Here is a 23,748-nt window from a genome sequence, read left to right on the forward strand (position 1 = left end):
TGAGTCTGTTGAGAAAAGGGAGGATAAAATCCTCCCTTTTTTGATGGGTTATTTGCAATGATGGGACTATTTTAGATGGAAAATTTGTTCTGTTTCGAGCGATGTCATCGTACGTACTTGACGCCAAATGTAATAAAAAATACCGAACATCATTAACATGCTTGGAATTGCAATCATCGGGTAGCTGTAAAGCGTCATCTTACCCAACTCTTCATTAAAGGCAGCCGTGCCCGAAGGACTGGTCACGATCCAAGTCGCAAGGAAGTAGTTCATCGCGGATGAGAACGCAAAAGTACTCGCAAACAGATAGTTTGATGACATTAGACAACGTTCAAATGCCTCTGATTGACCGTTCTCTTTCAAGCGTTCGTTAATCAGCGATAAATTCAATACCGTTTCATTCAATACTAACTTCTGCATCAGTGGGTAGCGGGTAAACGTTGAGCCCAAAACCGCTAAACCGATCAGGCCAGGGATCAGGGCTTCTTTCAAGGCTAACCAACGTGTATCAAGCTCTAACAAGCCAATGCCGCCAGTTAATAAAACACTGATAAAGCCAAGTGCAGAAATAAAGTTAAATTTCTTGTTCCGGACAAGGTCCATACCGCCGTAAATGATAGGAAATAGCAAAGCGACAACCAGCGCCATTGCTGTTCCTAGGTGTTCAGCGCCGCTAAACTTCATCAAGATAAAGGAAGGGATGAATACGTTAAAAAGAATCTCGAATAGGGGATTCGGCTTTTTCGCCGTTGTGTTACTCATAATGTTTTACTGACTCTACTCTATGTCGGCTGTTATTGTACTTTGACGAGAAGTGTTCATCTAGTCGCGCTTGATGTAAAGCGTTAAAGCGCCGAGTTGTGTAACGACTTATGAAATAGACCGGAGCATAGCCAGTTAGTTGACATGATTGACTACTTTTTTGTGTCTTAATCGCGCTCCCTCTGCGCAATGATCTGATTGCGTGCTCTGAATAATCGAGTCGCCACGGTGTTGTGATTAAGCTCTAATACTTGAGCAATTTCATTATGATTAAACCCGACTACGAGTTTTAAGACCAATGGCTCTCGATATTTGGGTTCGAGAATCATCATTTGTTTTTGAAGCCAATCTTGTGCCATGTCGTGGTCACTGCCAGGGTAGGTTTTTGCCTGTATTACACACTCATCAATATCGACAAAATCGTACTGCTTTTTATCAAAGCGCCGAGCATTCTCACGACGCAAAATGGTGATGAGCCAAGGCTTCGCGGCATTGGGATCATTTAAGTTATCAAAGAATCGCCACGCTTTCAGGAAGGTGTCTTGCGCCAAATCTTCAGCAAGGTGATGATCTTTGCATAGCCAATATGCGAGACGATAGATATCTTGGTATCGCTCCTTCGTCAGTGCTTCGTATCGTTTGTGTTTTTCCATAGGATTAAGATCAGAAGTGTAGAGCTGAGTAGCAAGGTAACCTCTGAAGCTCAAAGGTTACCTGCGGTTTCGTTCTTGCCCGCTTAAAATGGCTGGGTAGAAAAACGTGAGTATTGAAGGGCGTCTGCGACTTCTTGAGCTTTAGATTCTGAAGTCATGAGATGCAGCAATTTAAGGGCGGCTTGATAGCTAACTAGGCTGCCGTTTGAGGTGATGACGCCCTCATCAACAACAAAATTCTGGTCGACCTGTACATCAACTGCTGGATAGTCTTTTTGTAATCCGTTTTCACCTCCTGCCCATGTCGTCGCTTTCTTACCGTTTAAAAGGCCAGCCTCGGCCAATAGATACGCACCAGAGCAATTACTTGCCATCCAATCTGCCGCCTTTGATGTGGTTTGAATAAAGTGAATGAGATCCTTGTTTTCGATTAGCGCATCCATGTCGTAGCTGGATGTTAAAACCAGCACGTCGAGCTCCGGCTGATCGCCAATCCAAGCATCCACACCAATTTTTAATCCCTCTTCAGTGGTAATGGTTTTCTGATCAGAGACGGAAATAGTGACTACTTCATAATCGCTAAACCAAGTCAGACGACTTGCAACGCCAAAGACCTCTAAAGGCGCAGTGACATCAGAGGTCAGTACGCCGTCGTAAACCAGAATGCCAATGCGTTTATCCGCCGCATGTGCCGTTTGAAGCATCCCAAAGAATAGGACTAAGGTCGCTATCAATAGTTGTAGTGCATTCTTTAATCCATTTTTACCCATTGTTTTTTCCTCGCTAACAGAGCATCAAGTTATTGAGATTCATTATATTTGGGCTGATTGGTGATTGAAGAGCCACTTTGTCTTTACTAAAGTGAATAAAGTTCACGAATGGAGTGCACGAGTTTTATGGATAAGATACGGTCCCTACGATTTTTTATTGCCACTTTAGAAGGTGGCAGTTTTGCTGCGGCCGCCAAAGCGTATGGCACAGACCCTTCTACGGTGAGTAAGGCCATCCATCGTCTTGAAAGCGACTTGGGAATACAGCTGTTCCAGCGTTCTACGCGACAGATCCGTCTGACAGAAGCCGGTCGTCGATACGCAAATACCGCTAGGTTTGTACTGGACGAACTGGCTGCGTGTGAGGATTCCTTAAAAAGCCACAATGATGCGCTTTCAGGGCTGCTTAAGATTAATGTGCCGGTCTCCTACGGTCGCCTTTACATTCGCCCTTTATTAAAAGAGTTTTGTCGCCGCTACCCCAGCATCACTATCGATATTCATTACGATGACGCCTACGTTGATATTATTGAACAAGGGATTGATGTGTCGATTCGTTCTGGTGTCGTTCAGGACAGCCAGTTGATCGTGCGCCAGCTGAGTCCTATCGATTTTATCATTTGTGCCAGTCAGGATTACTTAGCGCGCCATGGTGTTCCGAGTGGCCCGGATGTATTCAATGACCATTCTTGGGTTCGTTTTCGTTTTAAACAAACGGGGAAACTGTTGCCGATTCGGATGCCAGAACCAGACGGTGCAAGTGAGTATAACCCCGAGAGAAATTTTATTGTAAATGACGGCGAATCCATGGCAGAGCTTTGCGCAGAAGGCTTAGGGTTAACTCAGATTCCTCACTTTATCGCGAGAGATTGGCTCAAATCTGGGCGTTTAGTGCCGATATTTCCGAGTATGCGCCAAGCAGGAAATGGCGTGTATCTTCTCTATGCTAACCGGGAATATGTGCCTGCCCGAGTGAGGGTGTTCATCGATTTTATCACTCAAGCAATACAATATATGGATGAAACGCCATTCCATACGTGGGCTGAAACGTTGCCGATTTACCAACCGAACCAAGGAGATTGAAAACTTCATGTGAGTCTTTGGTTAAAACACTCCAAGCCATATGGTGCTTTTATGGGTTTTTGTTAGGTTATTGGGCGTTATTATCGACAAGCGCAGTTTGCTCTTCGTCACTCATAAAGGAAAGACAATGCCAACTAAGATCTTAGTGCCAGTTTTGGCTCTACTTCTCAGCGCATGTGGCGGCGACGGGGAGTCGTCAGCACCTGTAGACAGCGGCTCTCAAAACACAGGTTCCACATCGTCACAAGGCACATTTGCCGAGCAAATGCTCGCAGCGGTCAACAGTGCTCGCTCTACTACACAGCAGTGTGGGGCAACCACCATGCCACCTGTTGGGGCCCTGACTTGGAGCTACGATTTGGAAAGCGCCGCTTATCGACACTCAAGCGACATGGCGAACAGCGATTTCATGAGTCATACAGGCTCTGACGGCAGCAATATGTCAGATCGAGTCAACGCAACGGGCTATGCTTGGAGCGCCATTGGTGAGAATGTCGCCGTAGGGCAAAGTTCCATCAACGCCGTCGTTAATGCTTGGTTATCGAGCGAAGGTCACTGCCTCAATATCATGAGTGCGGATTTTGATCAGATGGGCGCGTCGCTTGTCGAAAATCACTCGGCAAGCTACGGGTATTACTGGACTCAGGTTTTTGCCAAACAGCGCTAATGCGATAAAGAAACCTGATAGATAAACTAAAACGCCAGCAGTAACCATCTGCTGGCGTTTTATTATTTACGTCTCTTTTAGCTTGTCAGGTTACGAAGTTTTGGATCATCCGTCAGGTATTCAACGAATTCGATCTCAAAACCTGCCGGGTCAACAAAATACACATTCTTGCGATATGGCTCATCAGCCCCAGGTTGGGCAATCGGATAACCTGCATCGGTCAGTCTTTGTATGATGGCTTCGACGTTATTGGTCACATAAGCAAAATGCGCTAGCCCTACTTGGTGGCCACCCAACTCGCGGTTCTCTCCTTCACCGTGGTCACTCATCGCAATATATTGATACTCGTCGCCAAAATGTAGCCAGTTTCTTGGCTTGCCACTCCATTCGCCTTTCCCCTCATCACGCACGTACCAATGTGGAAATGCAGTTTGATAAAACTTCAGCATTTCAGGGATGTTTTTCACGACTAAATTAATATGTTCTAGTTGGATCATGATGTGCTCCTTTTTGTCATTTCCTAGCCAACGATGAACATGCTAAAACCTCAAGTTAAGTTGAGGTAAAGAGCTTTTTTAAAATTTTTTAGGGTTGATATCTTTGGATCTTGATACATGGAGAGATTCGGTGGGGTGGTACTTGAATCTGCGAGTTGGGTTAGGTGCTTGCAACCCTCTTTCATCTTTTGTTCGTGCTAATCATTTTCGAGCGAGTTTGTGGTGAGTAGATTCCCAGTCTCACCTAGGTTCGCGGGAATGACGCGAAGAGAGCGCTACACGAACAGCGTCATTCTGAAGGAGCCTAAGCGAGTATTCAGAATCTATTTGCAGCGCGTTTTGATGCTGGTGGTGTGAATTGAATTATCCGTGACTGTAGAACTTGCCACCTTAAGCACGGAGTGCTGGGGGATGTACTTACACCCCTCCCCAAAAACCAAAAAAGCCAGCAGTTAATAGTTAATATCTGCTGGCAAAGTCTTTGGGCTTTTAGGTTTTTTGATTTTATTTCTTGTTACTCATCGCTGTCACGGTGCCCCGATTGGTTTTCCGGGGAAGAAAACACCGCACCGTGCGCTTTGTGCTCAAGAAATTGGAGATTAACCTTGCTTACGGATTAGGTAGTCAAACGCGCCTAAGCTTGCTTTTGCACCTTCACCCATCGCAATGATGATCTGTTTGTAAGGAACCGTCGTTGCGTCACCCGCTGCGAAGACACCTTCTAGGCTGGTTTCACCACGGCTACCAACTTCAATTTCGCCGCGCTCAGAAAGCGCTACTTCTGAATCTTTTAGCCATTCTGTGTTTGGTACTAGACCGATTTGAACAAAGATACCTGACAGTTCAATCTCTTTGATTTCATCTGTGTTGCGGTCTTTGTACTTCAAGCTTGTTACGCGAGTACCGTCACCCACAACTTCAGTAGTTTGCGCCATCGTGATGATGTCTACGTTTGGTAGTGAGCTCGCTTTGTCGATAAGCACTTGGTCTGCGCGAAGTACGTCTGCGAATTCAAGAACCGTTACGTGTTCTACGATACCAGCAAGGTCGATAGCTGCTTCGATGCCTGAGTTACCACCACCGATAACGGCGGTTTTCTTGCCTTTGAACAACGGGCCGTCACAGTGTGGGCAGTACGCGACGCCTTTGTTGCGGTACTCTTGCTCGCCCGGAACGTTCATTTCACGCCAGCGTGCACCAGGGCTTAGGATGACACTCTTACTTTTCAGCGTTGCGCCGCTTTCAAGTTGGATATGAATCAAGCCATCTTCTGTGTGCGCTGCGCCCATCAGTTTTTGCGCTTGTTGCTCAGTCACGACGTCTACGTCATATTCTTTTAGGTGCTCGGCTAGGTCAGTCGCCAATTTTGGACCTTCAGTACGTTTTACCGAGATAAAGTTCTCGATTGCCATGGTGTCCATCACCTGACCACCGAAGCGTTTAGCGACAACGCCAGTGCGAATACCTTTACGCGCTGCGTATAGTGCTGCTGCACTACCACCAGGGCCACCGCCGACAACTAGCACGTCGTATGGGTCTTTTTCGCTCAGTGCTTTGGCTGCTTTCTCGCTCGCGCCGTCATCCACTTTGTTTAGGATTTCAGTCAGAGACATACGACCTTGGCCGAATAGCTCACCGTTCACGAATACGCTTGGTACTGCCATGATGTCACGTTGTTTTACTTCATCTTGGAAGAGTGCACCGTCGATCATGGTTGCTTTCACTTTCGGGTTGATCGCCGCCATCATGTTGAACGCTTGAACAACGTCTGGACAGTTTTGGCACGACAGTGAAATGAACACTTCAACATCCAATTCTTTATCTAGCGCTGCGATTTGTTCAATCACTTCCGGCTCTAGTTTGATTGGGTGACCACCAGAGTGCAGCAATGCCAATACCAGAGAGGTAAATTCGTGACCCATTGGTAGGCCAGCAAAGCGAAGTGCTGTGCCTTTTACTGGGTTGGTCACCGTCATCACTGGTTTACGTGCGCTTGCGTTGTCGTCACGTTCAACGGTGATAAAGTCGCTCATCTCTGCGATTTGGTTCGCCAGAGACAGAATGTCATTCGATGCTTTGCTTTCATCTAGACTAACCACTAGACGAACGTCTTCTTTTACATTAGCCAGATATTGTTTGAGTTGTTGTTGGATCGCTTGGTCTAACATAGTTGTTGTTACCTTAAATAAACAAAAGAGTGGTTACTCTGGATAAAATCAGTATGGAGAGAGCAAACCAGGCAGAAGGTCGTCAAGGTATCTAACCTGGAATGCTCTCTAAGTTAAGCGTCAATTAGCATGTCAAATTGAGCTTAAATTCAGTGGCTTAGATTTTGCCTACTAGGTTTAGAGAAGGAGCTAGCGTCTCTTCGCCTTCTTTCCATTTTGCTGGGCAAACTTCGCCTGGGTGCGCTGCTACGTACTGAGCTGCTTTCACTTTGCGTAGTAGGTCTTCTGCGTCACGACCGATACCTTCAGCAGTGATTTCCATTGCTTGGATAGTACCTTCTGGGTCGATTAGGAACGTTGCACGGTCTGCAAGACCTTGACCTTCACGCATCACACCGAAGTTGTTTGTGATGTTGCCTGTTTGGTCGCCAAGCATGTAGTACTGGATCTTGCCGATGGTTTCTGAGCTATCGTGCCAAGCCTTGTGAGTGAAGTGTGTGTCTGTTGATACTGAGTACACTTCAACGCCGCGTTTTTGTAGCTCTTCGTAGTGGTCTGCTAGGTCACCTAGTTCTGTCGGACATACGAATGTGAAGTCTGCTGGGTAGAAGAAGAATACAGCCCATTTGCCTAGAACATCTTGTTCTGTTACTTCAACGAATTCGCCGTTTTTGTATGCTGTAGCTGCAAATGGTTTGATCTTTGTATTAATCATTTTTACTTTCCTCAGAATGTTTTAGGGTGAGCAGTTCTTGCTTTCGGAAAGTATATTCGCATTGGATTGTATTTAAGGAAAATTGCTTGTAACTATCCTATTGATAGTCATTTCCTATCTTTCTTAATAGAGAAACCCGATGTAAGTGAGTTTGCTTTGATAGGTTTTATTGAAGAGGAAGGCCAAGTGGTAATAGAGAATACTGATGATGACCTTTAAGATATCGTCTGGCTAAGATCGAAAGAACCTGCATCTCGGCAGGCTCTTTCTAATAGGAAGTGGGGAAGCTGATGCTTTTATTTTTTAGTTCAGATTGTCGAGCACCTTGCCGCACAACTTCTTCAGCATGATCATTTCATCCAGCTCTAACGTGATTTTACACATCATGGCGTTTGGCACTGACTTGGCTTGCTCTTTGAGGTCAAGACCTTGCTCTGTAAGGTTGAGTACGCGAACGCGCTCATCGGATTCACTACGACCACGCTCTACATAGCCTTTTGCTTCTAGGCGTTTAAGCAGCGGCGTGAGCGTGCCTGAATCCAAATGCAGTTGCGAGCCCAGTTCTTTAACGCTGGCACCGTCTTTCTCCCACAACACCATCATCACTAAGTATTGCGAATAAGTCAGATCAAGTTCGTCCAGCAAAGGGCGGTAAGCTCGGATCACCGCATTTGCTGCACTATAGAGCGGAAAGCAAACTTGGTTTTCGAGTAAAAGTTTATCGTCGTCGGTCATGGTGTTGTCGGTGTAACACTGGCTCATTGGCGTTGCCTACCTGCTCACAGAGAAAGAGAGTAACAAAATAAATTGTGCACAATATAGTTGCAAACGATCTTTACTTCGATATAAGATTGCAAGCAATTAAATTGCGCGCAACTTAAATTAAGAAGGACAATCGCATGACTACTCTATACAAAACTCAAGCTACTGCTTTGGCTGGTCGTAATGGTCAAGTAAAAACAGATGACGGTCTTCTCGATCTAGAGCTGTCATACCCGAAGGAAATGGGCGGCACAGGTGCAGCAACTAACCCTGAGCAGCTTTTCGCAGCGGGCTATTCAGCATGTTTTTCTAACGCGATTCTGCACGTAGCACGTGAAGGTAAAGTAAACCTGAAAAGTGCACCTGTGACAGCTGAAGTAGGCATTGGCCCGAATGAAAACGGTGGCTTTGCGTTGACCGTTAGCCTTGCGGCAGAGTTAGATCTACCACAAGAACAAGCATTAGAGCTAACGCGCATTGCACACCAAGTTTGCCCATACTCAAACGCCGTTCGTGGCAATATTGATGTTGCTGTTACAGTAAACGGCGAAGCGATCTAATCGATTTAGACATTATTTCTAATAGAAGGAAAGCCTGCGAACGTGCAGGCTTTTTTCGATTATTTGATGGCAGTGCAGAAGCTGACGTCTGCATGGTGCGTTTGTGGATCGTAGCTATGATAAAGTTCGAAGCAAGGTCGACAGTCGTTTTCAATACCAGATTCAACCACTTTGCTCATCAAATCATCCCATGCTTTAGGGTATTGGCTGAATTCGGTAATTTGCTGGCGCATCACCGCATATTGACCGCCGGGGAAGTCTTGCAGCTCAATGCCTTTTGGTACTTCGGTATCTTCTGGCACCATTAGACAGATATCAGTACGACACTTCTCGTCTGGCGTGATTTCTGGGTTATCGTGATAAATGAAGATACAGGTATTGCCCGCCAAACCTTTCATTCCTGCCCATTGATACAAGCGACCTGATGGTTCTTCATAGCCTTTGCCGTAAGGGCCGTTAACGCGAATGTAAGCCAATTTTGCTTTATCAAAGTTTTGCGTTTCCATATTGTTGCTCCATGTTGTGAGTTCAGAGTCAGTATATGAATCGCTTAGGGCTCGTTCGTTTCCATTCTTGCGCAGTGCGTGTCCAATCTTGCTGTTTCGCGCGAGCTCAGAAAATTGCTGGTAGTTTTTACAGTCGCGAAAGGCGGTTGGTGTTACGCCATAATGCTGCTTAAACGCCTTAGCTAGGCTTTGCGAACTAGAAAAACCGTACTCTAACGCGATGTTCAGCACTGGTTGCTTTGATTTGAAAAGGTCGTCTGCTGCCGCCTCTAGCCGTAAACGTCGGATGAAGTCGGCTAATGTTTCGCCTTGTACCGCCTTGAAGGTACGGTGAAAATGATAGGGAGAGAGGTTGGCTAGCGCTGCCACTTCGAGCAAATTGAGAGGAGCGTTAAAGTGCTGTTCCAGATAGCGAATGACAGGAACGAGTCGTTGGTGATAATCGACACGCATGAGAGGGGCCACCCTTGTTTGATTTGCTCAAAGCGTACCGCAACGAAGCAAGGATTCAAGGCTAGTATCGAATAAATGCGTCGTAGTCATTTATTTCTGATTGTGATGCATTCTGTTGCGGGTAGGAGATGGTTCTTAAGATGGCTTCTCAACGGTAATTGAAATCCGTTCAGAGCGCTTAATATCCCGTCAGCTCCATATAACCAGTCCCAGAATGAGAGCCCTCAATACGCACAGGGCCTTCCCAATAAGGCACAGAAAGGGGCATTTTCGCGTTCGGGTTGAGTGCAGAAACGGTAAGATCAACTTGCTGGTTAGGAATCGACACTTGCCACTGGGTTGGATACTTTCGCCCTTGGATTTCTGTTTGCTTGGTCGCCTCTAACTGAATGTCTTTTTGTGGGATAGCGATGCCAGAACCATCTTGCTGCATCAGCCTTGCGCTGGCGTAACTGGCTGCTCCGGTTTTGGAATCCCGCAATTGGAACACCACCAAACAGGTGTCGTCACTCAACCTTAGGGCAAACCAGTCCCAGCCTTGTTGTGAGTTGAGTAAGAATTGCGAGCTCCACTCTCGGTCTATCCAACCTTTGCCCGACACTTGATGGGTTTTGCCGTCGATCGTGACTTCACCGGAGACATCAATAAACGGTTGGCTGTAGTAATACGAAGCCACCTGACCATCGGCGCTTTTGGTGCTGTAACCTTGCTCACCTTGCTTTTGATAAGGCGCGTTGCTGGTAAGCGTCAGCGAATAGCCAAATTGTTCGGAGTTTGCATTCAATGTGGCAGGGAAGAGATCGTTGGTTGAAGAGAGCCACTGCCAATCATCGAGATAAACCCGAAATGGTGAAGTGTCGACGCCAGCTAGAGAGGCTTGGTCACGTGACCATTTTTCATCAGCATAATGTTTGTCTTGCGTTGTAACCGCGCTGTGCGCCATGTAGATTTGCTGAGTTTGCCATTCGGTTTTCTTCACTTCATCTTCGCCTGTTGGCGGCGCAGCAGCAAAGCGAAATTGTGTCCATTGAACGCCAAGTGGATTGCCGTCTTCATCAATTAAGTTAGCGGTTAAGTACCACCATTCATGACGAAAGTTTGGGTGTGCTTGATGATCGGTAGGAAAGGTGAGTTCAATCCCTTTTTCTACGGGTGTGAATCGGTTGCTCTCGCTTTGCATATCTCCACTGCCCAGCAACGTGCCCATATTTTGTGTGCTCATATTTTTTTGTTGGGCATCTTCACATCCAAATAGGATCAAGCTGCTTATGAGCAGAGTAAGTTTGCTTGCTAATCGAACCATCACAACACCTCGCTTTGCAAACTGGACACGACAGGCTTACTGACCAATCGCCACAGCGGAATCAAGGTTGCAATCACCGCCACCAAGATGGTGATCGCCGCAATACTGAGGGCATCGCTCCAATTCCATAGATAATTTAAGCTCCAACCAAAAGCGCGCAAGGTGACTATGTCTGTCAGCACATAGCCCACCATAGCACCGAGGGGCAGGGCAATCACCAGAGTAAAACTGACCAAAGCGACGATCTGTCCAACCACCATGGTCATTAATTTACGACGGTTGACGCCAAGTGCATACAGCCTTGCAATGGCGGCTTTGCGCGCATCGAGCAACATGAAGCAAGCACTGAACAAACCAATCACCGCGACCATCAAGGTCACGCCGTTGAGTGCCCGCGTAATGGCGAAGGTCTGTGAGAAAATATCCAACGCGATGGATTTGATTTGCGCCTGATCGTAGAGCTGACTTGGATGCAGATTCAATTGCTCGCGCAGTTGGTCGTATACGATTTGTGGGTCACCAGATACTTTAATGCCAAGGCTTGTTGGCAGGTCGGTAAAGCCACTCTCTTGCCATAATTTGGGTGCCAATAACACTTCACCATTGGGTGAACCGTAATCGTGAAATATCGCCCCCACAAGCAGGTTCTTATTTGGAACAGCATCAAGTGTGAGCTCGCTACCCAGTGATAAACCCAGTTTGACCGCGGTTGGTTCACTGATGGCGACTAATTCACCTTGGTAAAAACGTGACCAGAAGTTCTCCAAATGCGATTTGAACACCATGGTTTGCTCTAAGGTGTCTTTGTCTTTGGTGCCAAGTAAAATCGGTAAGCCTTGCAGGTTATCGTCGACGTAGTATTGCTTGTAGACGGTCTCAACATTGTCGAACTGTCCTAATGCGCGCTCTACATCTGCGATTTCCCCTTGGGCAGGGCTGACGTAAATATCGGCGTGCAACCTTTGTTCTAACCACTGTTTTAGGGTGGATTCAAAGCTGCCCACTAAGGTGTTCATCCCCATATTGGCTGTAACAGCGAGTAGCAGTGCCATCATGGCGAGAGAAAGCGGAGAAATCAGCTCGCGCAGCTCAGCAAACAGATACTGCATCAAACCGGAAGTGGTGCGCTTTTCACACCAATTGGCTAAGACGCTGAGTGTTTTAGGTAGATACAAAGGAATCGACACCACAAGCACGCCGAGCCACGCCATGGTAAAGCGATGATGCTCACTCCGCCATAACCCTGCAAGTGCGAGAGCCGTCAACGCAGCACCTATCAAGAACAATTGGTTTTCGTTAGAGGCTTCAGGTGCTTGATAAAATCCGCCATGAGAGGAAAGCGGCTGGCGCACTCGCTGTTTAAAATGCTGCCAACATGCCAATATGGTTGCGGCTAATGTGAGCAGCAGGGCTTGCGCCCACCATTGCCATTGCCAAGTGCCGGGCAGCAGTGTCGCACCATAAAGTTGTTCTAGAGTCAGTGCTACGGTCGGATGCAACCAATGGCTGAGCTGCATGCCCAATACAAAACCGAGGGAAGCACCGATGGTAACGAGAAGAGAGAGTTCAACTAACAGCGCAGAGAACACAATGCTCGGCGCAACACCTGCCTGTTGGATTTGTACTAACAGACGATTGCGTTTCAGCAAACTGTATTTTACGCCGTTGTAGGCAATGAACAGCCCGACTAAAAAGGCAAGTAAGCTCATTGCTGTGAGATTGAGGTGAAAGCTGTCGGTCAGCGAACCAAGGTCTGTACTTTGATTATTGGAAATCCATTGTCCTTGCTCACCAATGATGCTTTGCCATTTTGTTTGCTTGTCTTTATTCCCTTTATCACCCGAATGGAAAACTGCAATGTAACTGAGCTGTCCTTGTTTATTGAGCAGTTGCTGGGCAAAGCCAATGTCCAGCAACATTCGGCTACCTAACTGCCATTCGTCAGGTAGCACCACCACTTGGGTTGGGATATCGTCCAGAGTTAGGGTGTCCACCTCTCCTAGATTTTGATGTTGAGATTGGCTCATCATCACGATTGGCTTGCCAGCTAAAAGCTCTGGCAAAGGTAAAGCACTGTCGAACAAAGACACGTTCTGCTCATTATCTGATAAGTAGCGCGAACGTGAGGAAATTGCGGCAATCAACTCGCTACCTTGCACCGACCAACGTCGCCCTTGTTCATCTCTCACTCGCCCCTCGATCACAGGTAGTGTTGCACTGAGCCCATTTTGTCTAAGGGTGAAGTAGAGCGATTCGGGCAGATAGTTTTGCCCTGCTGGTGGAATAATTAAGTTCTGAGCTTGTGCGCTAAGCTGCTCGGTAGACTCTGCATAACTGCGCTTGGCATTGAGGTTGATGGCTTGCACCGCAACAAACAAGGTCACTGCCAGCACGATACCGATCAGAATTGCGGCGGCTTGCAGTGGCGCCTGCCGATAGTGCGCTGCAAACAGATTCAGTGCGAGTCGAGTATGTGTGAATCTGGTGTTTGAGAGCCTAGCTTGCTTCATGATGTTGCTCATTTACATCGCGCTGATTTTGCGTCAGTCCGTTTTGCAAACGACCATCCTTCAAACGCCCATCTTTTAAACGTAATTGGGTTTGCATGAACTCGGCACACTCAGGGCTGTGGGTCACCAAGAGCACGGCGGTATTGCCTTGGGTGGTGATTTCATTCAACAGTTTCATCACTTCCAAGCCAGCTTTTTGGTCTAGGTTGCCTGTGGGTTCATCGGCAAGCAGAAGTTTGGGTTTGTGTGCCAATGCGCGTGCGATAGCGACTCGTTGCTGTTGACCACCGGAAAGGGCAGAAACATGTCTGTCGAGAAGTTGGCAGATCCCTAAAGTCTCGACCAAGTAATCGCACCAGTCGTTCCATTTCTGCTGATTCAAATGCAGAGGGAAGGCGATGTTTTGCTGCACGTTGAGCGGCGTTAACAGGTTGAATTGCTGGAAGATAACACCGAGTTTTTGATGGCGAAATCGGCTCCATTGTGGGTCTTTCCAAGCCGCTGCGTTGTCGCCGTCTAGCCACAACTCACCACCGGAAAGTGGCTCAAAGCCAGCGATGATATTGAGTAAAGTACTTTTGCCGCTACCACTTGCGCCCGTCAGTGCAACACTCGCTCCTGTGTTCAACGTGAAGTCGACCCCTTCCAGCACACGATGGCTCTCTTTGCCATCGACAAAGCTTTTGCTGGCGTGTTTCAGTGTGACAAGTGGGCTTTCCATTTCCTCTCCCTGTATTCAAAAGGTGTCGTTTCTTTTGGCAATGGCTGTTTAAGTAAGTTCTATAAAAACTTTAGCCAACAATCAGATAAAAACAGCGATTTACATCGATTTCTTAATAACTTGTACTGAAAATAAGAGGGAATAGATTAAACGAGGAGGGTATATGACAAGCATTAAAAAAGCCCGAGTCAGACTCGAGCTTTCAAAGAAATTCAGCGTGGTTAGCTTACACGTAGTACGCTTCAACTTCGCCTTTAAGTTTGATTAGCATTGGGTTACCGAAACGGTCTTTTGCTTTAGGAGAAGCAATTTTTACCCAACCTTCGCTGATGCAGTATTCTTCTACGTCAGTACGCTCTTGGCCGTTGATACGAATACCGATTTGGTGCTCGAAGCATTCTTTGATGAAGAATGGGCTACGTGGGTTACCTGCTAGGCGATCTGGTAGAGCTGGTTTAGCTGTATCTGTCATGTTTGTGACCTAAATTCCGTAAAAAGTGCGCCATTGTAGTCAGTGCACAGTGAGTGTTCAAGATATGTTGAGAGACTTAATACTAAAGCCTTTTGAAATAATGCAAAGTTTCCCGCTTTCAAAGTGTGGAATAAAAACACGGTCTCGTTGCTCAACGGTGTTTTGCTCTCGAAACTTCTCCTGCCACCCCTTATTTGGTTTTGAATCATGACTATACTCATTACTGGCAGTTCTAACCTTATTCATACAACTTAATGTCTCAGAGCATGCCACTAGTCGAGAAACGATTAACAAGGAAGGGTGAATGGAGACTGTTGAACAGGTTAATAAACGTCATTTATCGGATAGAGATACTACCTCTAGCACTTCTATTTTTCTTTGTATTCTAATCGTAGTGGCTGTAATCGCTCGGTTTTTTGTTGCGTTTAATTACGAAGTAAATTGGGACGAGTTTTATTACCTATCTTTTGTGCATCGGTTTATTAACGGCGAGGTGATTAATAGTTTCCAAACCTTTCACATTCACTTCTTTACTTGGCTGAGTGGTGTATCAGATAACGATGTTGACCAGATCATTGTGGCGAGAGTCGTTATGGTCTTCTTTCAATTACTCACGGGATTTTATCTATACAAGTTATGTCGATTGTACTGCAGCAAATCGGCGGCACTTTTTGCGGTGCTTGCCTATTTTTCTTTTGTTTATAATGTTCGTATGGGGGCCAGTTTTCGTACTGATCCTATCGCGACATGTATGATCATGGCGGCGCTGTATTATGTGTTTAGTACAACATTTTCTTGGCGTGTATCCATTCTTGCTGGTGTCCTTACGGCTGTCGCCTTGCTCGTCACTTTAAAGACCGCTCTGTATATCCCGACTTTTATAGGCATAGTTTTAACCTCGCTTTATTGGTCGCGAAATCGTAAGCGTTATTTTAGGCAAGTTCTCATGTATGGAGTCGCAATACTGGTTGCCTTTGCGATGCTATACAGTTGGCATTACTTCTCTATACATGGAGCGAGTTCGGTTGGTGATGCAGGAACGATGTTCGGTGCTGCGGATAAGACACTAAACCAGCGCGAGCTTTTTCCTCGATTGTTTTACTTTGTTCATTCAGTTTCGACGAACTCATGGTATTGGTTAGCTCTTTTCATTGGTATTGGTACTGCTGTTTATGCGTGTTTTTCGCAAAAGCTATTAAGCCGTGAGTCATCGATTAAGTTTTTGTGCCTAAGTTTATTACTCTTCACTTTGCTCTTTTATCGCAACGCTTTCCCATACTATTACGCTTTTATGCTTGCTCCAGTGAGTGCTTTGTTTGCTGTGGCTTGGGTTGGTATCCAGAATTTCACTAACGCAAGAGTTGCACAATTTTTTAATTTTATTGTTCCTTGCTTGTTTGCGGTATCCATTGTGGTGAATGGTTTTGTTTTACCGATAAAAAGCAACTTGGCCTACCAGCGTCAGTTTCTTGATGAAGTACATAAAATCTTTCCTCAGCCTGTTGCTTATATTGATCGATGCTCCATGGTTCCGACTTTTTCAAAACAAGGTTTTTTCATGAGTACGTGGGGTTACGAAGATTATATTGCGAGAAACATCCCCGTTATTCGCAATGCTATAGAGCAAGACAATCCGGCTTTTGTACTGGTTAATTCGCACTATTTAGATGTGTTTGGCCCTGACAAAACCGATAAAGGGCTATTAAGGCAAGATATTCAAGCGTTAAGGCAGAACTACATTCATCATTGGTCGCATCTGTATGTTGCAGGAAAGACGTTTGAACTGACGCCCAACTCTCTTAATCGGGAAGTTAAGGTCAACATCGAGGGCCTATATACGCTTGAAGCTAGCAATAGTCTTCTGATTAATGGCAAGGTTTGGTTGGCAGGTCAAGCTCGGTACTTGGCGCGGGGTGTCTATGAATTGGCGTCGAAAGAGCCAGGTAAAGTCGTTCTGCGTTGGGGAGATAACCTGTACCGACCTCGCAACCTTGAAGAGAAGCAGAGGTTATTTACCGGCTTCTAATACGCACAGTAATGTTGATTCAGAACATGAGGAGCAAGCATGAAGTTAATTGTTCAAATTCCGTGCTTTAACGAAGCGGACAATATTGCTGATGTTATTCGCTCAATACCAAAGCGCGTTGATGGTATCGCTAAGATAGAGATTCTAATCATCGATGATGGTTCTACGGATGGTACTTCAGAAGTCGCACGCAAGTGTGGTGTTGAGCACATTATTACTAACCAGGGCAATAAGGGGCTTGCTTACTCATTTCGAAGAGGGATTGAGGAGTGCCTTCGTCTTCATGCTGATATCATTGTGAACACCGATGGCGATAATCAATATAATGGGGCCGATATTCCGCACTTGGTTAAGCCTATTATCGAGCACAAAGCAGAAATTGTTGTTGGTGACCGAGGAGGGTATAGCAATACACATTTCTCTGTATTTAAACGATGTTTACAAGTGTCGGGGAGCTTTATTATTGCCAAAGCGACGGGATTGGATGTTAAAGATGCTGTGAGTGGTTTTCGCGCAATATCGAGAAGTGCGGCACAACAACTTAATATCGTATCGGATTTTAGCTACACAATAGAAATGTTGATTCAAGCAAGTGCAAAAAGGATTGGTGTGGTTTCGGTGCCAATCCGAACTAATGAAAAAACGCGAGAGTCCCGTCTGTTTAAGAGCATTCCGCAGTTTCTAAAAATGTCGCTCTCTACCTTGGTCAGGGTTTATACCATGTACCGACCTCTGCAAGTGTTTTTGTTTATTGGCTCTGTGGCGATGATTTGCGGTGTGATTCCCATTATGCGATTCCTGTATTTCTTTTTAAATGGAGCGGGAGATGGCCATATTCAGTCATTGGTCTTGGGGTCAACGCTACTTATCTTGGGTTTCATCACTTTATTGATGGGGTTGGTGGCCGATCTAATAGGGTTCAATCGAAAGCTGACCGAAAAAGTATTGCACCGAATTGAGGTATTGGAAGAAAAGCTGGAGCATCAGGAAAAGTTGCCCACTTATCAGTTTGAAACCAAGCGAAAACGATCTGGAGAGTAATAGCGAGTTACCTCGATACTTTAAAGAAGTGAGTTATTTGATACGGCTTGCTTAGGCCTAAATAAACTCGAGATAGCGAAGAACAACATATCCCCTAGAACCGTGACGATTCTGGAAACAAGGACGGCAACTAAGAGTGTATCTTCAATACTCGGCGAATCTAGAAGTGTGATTAAAACAGCCTCTCGGACACCCAACCCTGCAGGAGAACCTGGGGTGGCAAACCCTATTAACCATGCGATGATGAAGTAACAAGATGTTTGTAAAAATGTCTCTAAAGTTGGAGTTAGATTGTCGTTTAGCGTAAAAAATATGAGTGAGAAAATGCCGCCCGATACCAAAAAAAAGCAGAGATAAAGCCCACAAGCTTTTAGGTAATTGCGACTGGCTATCAAGCTTAATATTGATCCGGTGATCACGATAAGTCCAGCGAATAAAGTCATCTCGTACCCCATTAAACTAGGGAAGTACTCATTCAGCAGAAAGACGCCAAACGAACCAGCCGCAATACCCATCAACCCTATTTCCCATAAGGTCGATTTCAGTAATACATTATTCTTAATTCCGTGTTGTACGCCAATTACTTGTCGGCTAGCGAATTGGAAAATGTTTCCAGGTAGATACTTAGCAATTTGAGATCCGCCAAACACCCAAATGGCAGTTGATGCAGACAAAGTATATTCACTGTTCGCGACTAAAAGTCGCCACGCCATAGAAAGAACATAATTGCCAAAGGCGTAGAGGCCTATGCAAAAAATAAATACCAGATAGGAGTAAGAGGGAATATCCTGAATATTCAGTTGCTGCGAGTATGTAGAGAGCTTGATTAATACAAAGGCGATGGAAAATATAGTAATGATTCGCCCAACCCAACTTAATATGAATTTACTCTTATTATGTTTCATGATTCACACGCTGGCATAAAACCATGGTCCAAGGAATGGGAGAGCGTACTTCGAGAATCTCAAAGTGTTGATTGAGCAAAGTCAGAAAGGCATTCTTGGACCAGTGTTGGATATGTCCGGGAGTATTGCCCCAACTGTTTAAATATTTACCTCTTGCCATGTTTAACGCACACCACAACGGCTCTCTTGGCACACTAAAAATGTAATAGTCAGTATCGAGATCTTGCAATGTTGCTAGTGCTTGCTCGGGATGCTCTAGGTGTTCCAAGACCTCACAACAAACAACAAGGTCAGCAGAATCAGTCTCTCTAGCAACGTCATACACACTTTTTTGTTCAAACAAAATGTCTTCCAAGTTGTGTGCTTGGGCATTGTCTCTTGCTAGTTGAATCACTTGTTGGGAGAAGTCACTCCCTTTCACACGGATCCCTTGTTGATGCCATTTAAGTGCCCAGACTCCTTCTCCGCAGCCGATTTCGTGTATCGACTTTGGTGTGACCATATCAACCAGTTGCGATAAATGATGATCGAAATTGCTCATCATTTTTCTGGCGATGGGGTTCTGAGTATTGTATTTGTCGTAATAGTTTCCGACAGGGATCCCCTGCTCTTCGATACCTTTAGATATTTTCATGGCGTACTCAAATAAATTATCTCAAATGGCCAGGAAGTTCTTCTATTGATGAACTATGTTCTTCAGCCAACCATCTGACTTACAAAGCGTTACGCTTCCCTCTAGTAGAGTGTAGGATAATTTATTGTTTTGTTTGCCTCGTTAGAAAAATTCTACAACCCCTTTAAATACTGCGCGTTGGCTGTTGGTTGAATCATGGCATTCAGCGTTTGGACGGTTTGTTCGCTGTGTTCTTCAAGTAGAGCTAAGAACGCGTCAATCAACTCAGGTTTGCTTGCTGAGACTGTCGTTTCGGTCTGGATATCACGCAGATCGATCAACACATCGGTAAACAATTGCGGCAGATCGTGCAGTACTTGCAGGTTTAAGACGTTGTGCTCGCTGTAGATTGAATTGTGGCTGCCTTTTTGTTTTTGCACCACGTAAGGATTGTCTTTTAAGTTGATGATAGACGTGCGTTTATCACAGCGTTTCAAACAACCTTTGTTGATCTTCACCTTACGGCATCCTTCGGTTTGTTGGAACAAACATTGGCGGCTCGTGAGTAGGGTATTTGGATGATAAATGCTGTAGAAGCTGCGCATGTTTTTCGGACGCTTGATATGGCGCATCTGCTTCATATTCAGCTCGTTAGAAACAAATGCGCCACTTGCCGCGAACTCGTCTTGAAGGCATTTAAACGCATATGAGTTCACCGTGTTCATTTGTGGGCCTGCCACCCAGCCTAAGCCGAGCTCTTTTGCGATCATGCCGACGCCTGAGTTGTTGGTGATCAACAACTCAGGTTGGATGGTTTCCAAAAATACGCGCGCGGCGTGGTAGTCTTCGCCAATCAAAATGGCTGGGAACCAAGGTTTGAGCATTGGGTTGGCTTGGAACAACTCAATCATCGCGCTCAGTTCGCCAGACAATCCCATTGGCAATTGATAGTAAACATCAATGTCGTGGTATTCGCACAGCATGGCTTCTTGTGCTGACGAGATCAGAACCGATAATTTTGGCGCACCTTGGCGAGGTTCTGGTTGAGGTAACGCTGGCAGAGTTGGCACATCAATCGACCCTTTCAAGCTGCTGCCGGATACTTGTGTCGAAGCGACATCGAACGACTTAGTTTGCTCAGCCACTTTCTCAATGATCGCGGTTTTGTCGTCGTAGAGTTTCTTTTTCACCGCTTGCACATCATCAGCAGACTGGCATTGATAAACCTTCGAAAAATGCTTTACAGCGTGGTCGCGCGGGTTGTCGATGTACATCGCCTTGCCGAAATCACCTTGCAAAAATGCGTTGGAGAAATCACGGTTGAACACCGTGTACAACTCTGTGGTATCTTCAGAGAGTTCCAAACCTTCGCACAAGCGATCGATTTGCTGACGCCAATTGTCGACCACGGTATAGACATAGTGCGACTTCTTGATTCGTCCTTCCACTTTTAATGAATACACGCCAGCATCGGCAAGCGCTTTCAAGTCCCCAAAGGCGGAATTGTCTTTCATATTGAGTGGGTAGTTGTTGCCCGTTTTGGTCGTTTCGTACTGTTCGCGACAAGGTTGACTGCAGCGTCCACGGTTTCCTGATGCGCCATTGCGAGCGGAACTGATGTAGCAAATTCCGGAGAATCCGATGCAGTATGAGCCGTGGACAAACACTTCCATCATTACGTTGTGCTCGCGACCAAATTGCGCCAGATGTTTTATTTCATCGATGTTAAGTTCGCGAGATAAGTTTACTCGGCTTGCGGTGAGCTGGTTGAGAAAGAGGATCTGGCCTTCGTTATGCGTGTTCAGTTGCGTTGAAGCGTGCACATCCAAATCGGGGAAGTGATGTTTGAGAATGTAGGCCAGACCGAGATCTTGCACGATCACGCCATCGATTTTGGTGGTGTTCAGTTGGCTGAGTAAGCGAACAATCGCTGGAATTTCACTTTCTAAAATCAGCACATTCAACGTTAGGAAAATCTTACAGCTGTGCTGATGGGCCAACGTTAACACGCCATTTAAGTTATCTAAGGTGAGGTTGGTCGCTCGGTTACGAGCATTGAAGCGGTCGAGCCCACAGTAAATTGCATCGGCGCCAGCGGCAATGGCGGCTTTGATGGAATCTAAATCACCGCCGGGTGCTAATAACTCAAATTGATCGCGTGTCACTACTTTTCTCTTTCTTACTAAAATAGGCTGCAAATGTTACGTATTTCACGCTTTTGATGCTCAGCTAGTTAATGCTTTATTAATCTGAATCAATTAATCCGTGTTACACGGTCGACTCTTGAGTGGGTAGAGTGCAATTCGCGATAGCGGAATCTGACTTCTATAGTTTTCCTACACTTGGTTTTTCTATATTTAGTTTTCGACTCAGAAAGAGGAAGGGACGACAAATGAAAAAAGTAATCATCGGGTTGGTCGTGGCGTTGACGTCATTGAGTGCGTTGGCTGGTGAGGGTGTGGTAACCGTTGCGAGCACGCATTCAGCAAAAAATACGGCGGATAAATTTGTCGCTATCGCGCAAGAAAAAGGGTTGAACGTCTTTGCGCGCATTAACCATCAAGAGAATGCCACGAAAGTCGATATGACGTTGCGACCAACCGAAGTTATCGTGTTTGGAAACCCTAAAGTGGGCACACCGCTGATGATCTGTGCGCAGCAAGTGGCGCTCGATTTACCCCAAAAAGTGTTGGTGTATGAAGATGCTGAAGGCAAAACGTGGTTAGCTTACAACGATCCGATGTATTTAAAACAGCGCCATCATATTGAAGGCTGCGACGAGGTATTGAACAAAATCAGCGGCGTGCTGGGCAATTTAACCAACGCGGCGGCGAAGTAGGGCTGGTTGTTGGCTTCGCTTTTTTTACCCCAAAAACGAAAAAGCCAACCTCACAAGGAGGTTGGCAAATCTTACCTAGATTGGGGGAGGTAAGATCAGGAGGCGGCGAGTACGCTGTGCACTTCTGACTTAATTGAGTCAGACTGCGTGCCGAAAATCGCTTGTAAACTGTCGCCAATCACTAACACATCTCGCGCGCCAAGTGCTTTTAGCTTAGCAACATCAACGTTGGCAATGTCTTTCACCGAGACACGCAGACGAGTGATACACGCATCGACTGACTTGATATTGGCTTTGCCGCCCAATGCAGCGACTACATCCACAGCAATTTCATCAGGTTGTCCGGCAATCTTCACTTCTGCAATGTCGGTTTCACGGCCCGGCGTTTTCAGATCCAACTTCACAATTAGGAAGCGGAACAAGCCATAGTACAACGTCGCCCAGATTGGACCGATGATGATGAACATCCACGCGTTGGTCGACATTGGGTAGTAAAGGAAGAACTGGATCGCGCCGTGCGCAAAGTCCGTACTGTGTTTGATTTCCAAAAATGCGGTGATCGCAAACGCAATACCGGTGAGGAAAATATGGATCACGTACAGCACTGGTGCGACGAATAAGAAGGTAAATTCGATTGGCTCAGTGATCCCAGTCAACCAAGAGGTCAACGCCGCAGACATCATCAAACCGCCGACGATTTTCTTACGCTCTGGAGACGCGCAGTGGTAAATCGCCAGTGCCGCTGCTGGTAGTGCCCACATGGAGTACATAAAGCCACCAGACAGATAACCTGCGGTTTTATCGCCCGCGAAGAAGCGAGTGAGCTCACCAGTAAACTCTTTGCCGGTTTCTGGGTCTACATAGCTGCCGACTTCAAAGAAGAACGGCGCATTCCAGATGTGGTGCAAACCAACCGGGAGTAATGAACGTTCACCCGCGCCGTAAACCGCCCACGCGAGTACAGGGTTTTGGTACGCTGCCCAATGAGAAAATGCATCAAGAAGTTGTCCGACAGGTGGCCATGCAAACGCGAGAATCGCACCAACGACGATCGCCGATAAACCGGTAACAATGGGCACAAATCGTTTACCTGCGAAGAAGCCCAAATACTCCGGCAGTTTGATGTTGTAGAAGCGGTTGTACATAATTGCCGCGACCGCACCGATAAAGATGCCGCCAAACACCCCGGTTTGCAGCGTCTCAACGCCCATGATGGTGGCGTCAGTTTCTAAACCGCGCAGGCCTGTCACGATACCGAGCGATGCGTTCATAATAATTAGGCCAACTAAGCCAGCGAGCGCAGCGGCACCGTCATTGCCTTTTGATAACCCGAGCGCCACACCGACCGCAAACATCAACTGCATGTTGCCGAACACGCCTTCACCGGCGGCGAGCATCACTTTGTTGACCGCGTCTGGAATAAACGCAAAGCCCGCGTTACCAATACCCAGCATCAAGCCAGCCACTGGTAACACCGCCACAGGCAGCATCAACGACCGCCCTATTTTTTGTAGTTGTCCAAATATACTTGCAAACATGGTTTCCTCCTGACGAATGCCAGTGTTGTAGGACCTGATTCCTTCAGGTCATGTTGTTTCACGTAAGGTCAGGATGATCATAGCGAGCAAGGTGGCGCCTAAGGTTACAAAAGGCAATCAGTTTGTAAGTGGCCGCTTACAAATCTCTTACACCGAGAAGTGAAAATTGCAATCGGCTCGATTG

22 protein-coding genes are annotated in these 23,748 nt (G+C 46.2%); 6 read left to right on the forward strand and 16 right to left on the reverse strand.

Features of this window, described 5'->3' with window-relative positions; translation table 11 throughout:
• Positions 1 to 66 precede the first annotated feature (66 nt).
• From VEA_RS20185 to VEA_RS20195, 3 genes are all read right to left on the reverse strand, one after another.
• A complete protein-coding gene (locus VEA_RS20185) occupies positions 67 to 762 on the reverse strand; it encodes a VC0807 family protein (protein WP_006740868.1) in 696 nt (231 codons plus the stop codon).
• Between the two features lie 167 nt (positions 763 to 929).
• Positions 930 to 1,415 (reverse strand): sigma-70 family RNA polymerase sigma factor, encoded by a 486-nt coding sequence (locus VEA_RS20190; RefSeq protein WP_012842407.1) that lies wholly within the window; start codon positions 1,413 to 1,415, stop codon positions 930 to 932.
• 83 nt (positions 1,416 to 1,498) lie between these two features.
• On the reverse strand, positions 1,499 to 2,185 hold the full coding sequence (locus tag VEA_RS20195) for a DJ-1/PfpI family protein (protein WP_006740866.1): 687 nt from the start codon (positions 2,183 to 2,185) through the stop codon (positions 1,499 to 1,501).
• Between the two features lie 126 nt (positions 2,186 to 2,311).
• On the opposite strand from VEA_RS20195, the gene VEA_RS20200 reads away from it, so the two are divergent.
• The gene (locus VEA_RS20200; protein WP_006740865.1) at positions 2,312 to 3,268 is read left to right on the forward strand and encodes a LysR family transcriptional regulator; all 957 of its coding nucleotides are present in this window, start codon (positions 2,312 to 2,314) and stop codon (positions 3,266 to 3,268) included.
• 127 nt (positions 3,269 to 3,395) lie between these two features.
• Complete coding sequence (locus tag VEA_RS20205; RefSeq protein WP_006740864.1) at positions 3,396 to 3,935, forward strand: CAP domain-containing protein; 540 nt, start codon at positions 3,396 to 3,398, stop codon at positions 3,933 to 3,935.
• 77 nt (positions 3,936 to 4,012) lie between these two features.
• On the opposite strand, the gene VEA_RS20210 is transcribed toward VEA_RS20205, so the two are convergent.
• From VEA_RS20210 to ohrR, 4 genes are all read right to left on the reverse strand, one after another.
• Positions 4,013 to 4,432 carry a VOC family protein gene (locus VEA_RS20210; RefSeq protein ID WP_006740863.1) on the reverse strand — a complete coding sequence of 140 codons (420 nt, stop codon included), beginning with the start codon at positions 4,430 to 4,432 and terminating at the stop codon, positions 4,013 to 4,015.
• A 599-nt stretch (positions 4,433 to 5,031) separates the two neighbouring features.
• Complete coding sequence (ahpF, locus tag VEA_RS20215) at positions 5,032 to 6,600, reverse strand: alkyl hydroperoxide reductase subunit F (RefSeq protein ID WP_006740862.1); 1,569 nt, start codon at positions 6,598 to 6,600, stop codon at positions 5,032 to 5,034.
• A gap of 157 nt (positions 6,601 to 6,757) precedes the next feature.
• Positions 6,758 to 7,315 (reverse strand): alkyl hydroperoxide reductase subunit C, encoded by a 558-nt coding sequence (ahpC, locus tag VEA_RS20220; protein WP_006740861.1) that lies wholly within the window; start codon positions 7,313 to 7,315, stop codon positions 6,758 to 6,760.
• 303 nt (positions 7,316 to 7,618) lie between these two features.
• Positions 7,619 to 8,077: a transcriptional regulator OhrR gene (gene ohrR / locus VEA_RS20225; protein ID WP_006740860.1), complete on the reverse strand. Its 459-nt coding sequence runs from the start codon at positions 8,075 to 8,077 to the stop codon at positions 7,619 to 7,621.
• Positions 8,078 to 8,214: 137 nt separating this feature from the next.
• Between ohrR and ohr the strand changes: the two genes are divergently transcribed.
• The gene (ohr, locus tag VEA_RS20230; RefSeq protein WP_006740859.1) at positions 8,215 to 8,637 is read left to right on the forward strand and encodes an organic hydroperoxide reductase Ohr; all 423 of its coding nucleotides are present in this window, start codon (positions 8,215 to 8,217) and stop codon (positions 8,635 to 8,637) included.
• 59 nt (positions 8,638 to 8,696) lie between these two features.
• Here the strand turns inward: ohr and VEA_RS20235 are convergent, their stop codons facing one another.
• The 5 genes from VEA_RS20235 to VEA_RS20255 all read right to left on the reverse strand — a co-directional run bounded on the left by VEA_RS20235 (position 8,697) and on the right by VEA_RS20255 (position 14,602).
• Complete coding sequence (locus tag VEA_RS20235; protein ID WP_006740858.1) at positions 8,697 to 9,596, reverse strand: AraC family transcriptional regulator; 900 nt, start codon at positions 9,594 to 9,596, stop codon at positions 8,697 to 8,699.
• A 178-nt stretch (positions 9,597 to 9,774) separates the two neighbouring features.
• On the reverse strand, positions 9,775 to 10,899 hold the full coding sequence (locus VEA_RS20240; RefSeq protein WP_006740857.1) for a lipocalin-like domain-containing protein: 1,125 nt from the start codon (positions 10,897 to 10,899) through the stop codon (positions 9,775 to 9,777).
• Positions 10,899 to 13,409 carry an ABC transporter permease gene (locus VEA_RS20245; protein WP_006740856.1) on the reverse strand — a complete coding sequence of 837 codons (2,511 nt, stop codon included), beginning with the start codon at positions 13,407 to 13,409 and terminating at the stop codon, positions 10,899 to 10,901. Before VEA_RS20245 ends, VEA_RS20240 begins: the two co-directional genes overlap by 1 nt.
• On the reverse strand, positions 13,396 to 14,130 hold the full coding sequence (locus VEA_RS20250) for an ABC transporter ATP-binding protein (protein ID WP_006740855.1): 735 nt from the start codon (positions 14,128 to 14,130) through the stop codon (positions 13,396 to 13,398). Before VEA_RS20250 ends, VEA_RS20245 begins: the two co-directional genes overlap by 14 nt.
• A gap of 226 nt (positions 14,131 to 14,356) precedes the next feature.
• Positions 14,357 to 14,602 (reverse strand): DUF3297 family protein, encoded by a 246-nt coding sequence (locus tag VEA_RS20255; protein WP_005374689.1) that lies wholly within the window; start codon positions 14,600 to 14,602, stop codon positions 14,357 to 14,359.
• 304 nt (positions 14,603 to 14,906) lie between these two features.
• Between VEA_RS20255 and VEA_RS20265 the strand changes: the two genes are divergently transcribed.
• Positions 14,907 to 16,628, forward strand: coding sequence for an ArnT family glycosyltransferase (locus VEA_RS20265; protein WP_006740854.1), 1,722 nt, complete (start codon positions 14,907 to 14,909; stop codon positions 16,626 to 16,628).
• Positions 16,629 to 16,667: 39 nt separating this feature from the next.
• On the forward strand, positions 16,668 to 17,669 hold the full coding sequence (locus tag VEA_RS20270; RefSeq protein WP_005395558.1) for a glycosyltransferase family 2 protein: 1,002 nt from the start codon (positions 16,668 to 16,670) through the stop codon (positions 17,667 to 17,669).
• A gap of 20 nt (positions 17,670 to 17,689) precedes the next feature.
• On the opposite strand, the gene VEA_RS20275 is transcribed toward VEA_RS20270, so the two are convergent.
• The 3 genes from VEA_RS20275 to VEA_RS20285 all read right to left on the reverse strand — a co-directional run bounded on the left by VEA_RS20275 (position 17,690) and on the right by VEA_RS20285 (position 21,352).
• Complete coding sequence (locus VEA_RS20275) at positions 17,690 to 18,574, reverse strand: hypothetical protein (protein WP_006740853.1); 885 nt, start codon at positions 18,572 to 18,574, stop codon at positions 17,690 to 17,692.
• Positions 18,564 to 19,208, reverse strand: coding sequence for a class I SAM-dependent methyltransferase (locus tag VEA_RS20280; protein WP_006740852.1), 645 nt, complete (start codon positions 19,206 to 19,208; stop codon positions 18,564 to 18,566). Before VEA_RS20280 ends, VEA_RS20275 begins: the two co-directional genes overlap by 11 nt.
• 152 nt (positions 19,209 to 19,360) lie before the next feature.
• On the reverse strand, positions 19,361 to 21,352 hold the full coding sequence (locus VEA_RS20285) for a U32 family peptidase (RefSeq protein WP_006740851.1): 1,992 nt from the start codon (positions 21,350 to 21,352) through the stop codon (positions 19,361 to 19,363).
• Between the two features lie 227 nt (positions 21,353 to 21,579).
• On the opposite strand from VEA_RS20285, the gene VEA_RS20290 reads away from it, so the two are divergent.
• Entirely contained in the window at positions 21,580 to 22,026 is a 447-nt protein-coding gene (locus VEA_RS20290; RefSeq protein WP_006740850.1) for a DUF302 domain-containing protein, read from the forward strand.
• Positions 22,027 to 22,121: 95 nt separating this feature from the next.
• On the opposite strand, the gene ptsG is transcribed toward VEA_RS20290, so the two are convergent.
• A complete protein-coding gene (ptsG, locus tag VEA_RS20295) occupies positions 22,122 to 23,564 on the reverse strand; it encodes a glucose-specific PTS transporter subunit IIBC (protein ID WP_012842409.1) in 1,443 nt (480 codons plus the stop codon).
• Positions 23,565 to 23,748 lie beyond the last annotated feature (184 nt).

The sequence above is a fragment of the Vibrio antiquarius genome (assembly GCF_000024825.1).
Lineage (GTDB): Bacteria > Pseudomonadota > Gammaproteobacteria > Enterobacterales > Vibrionaceae > Vibrio > Vibrio diabolicus.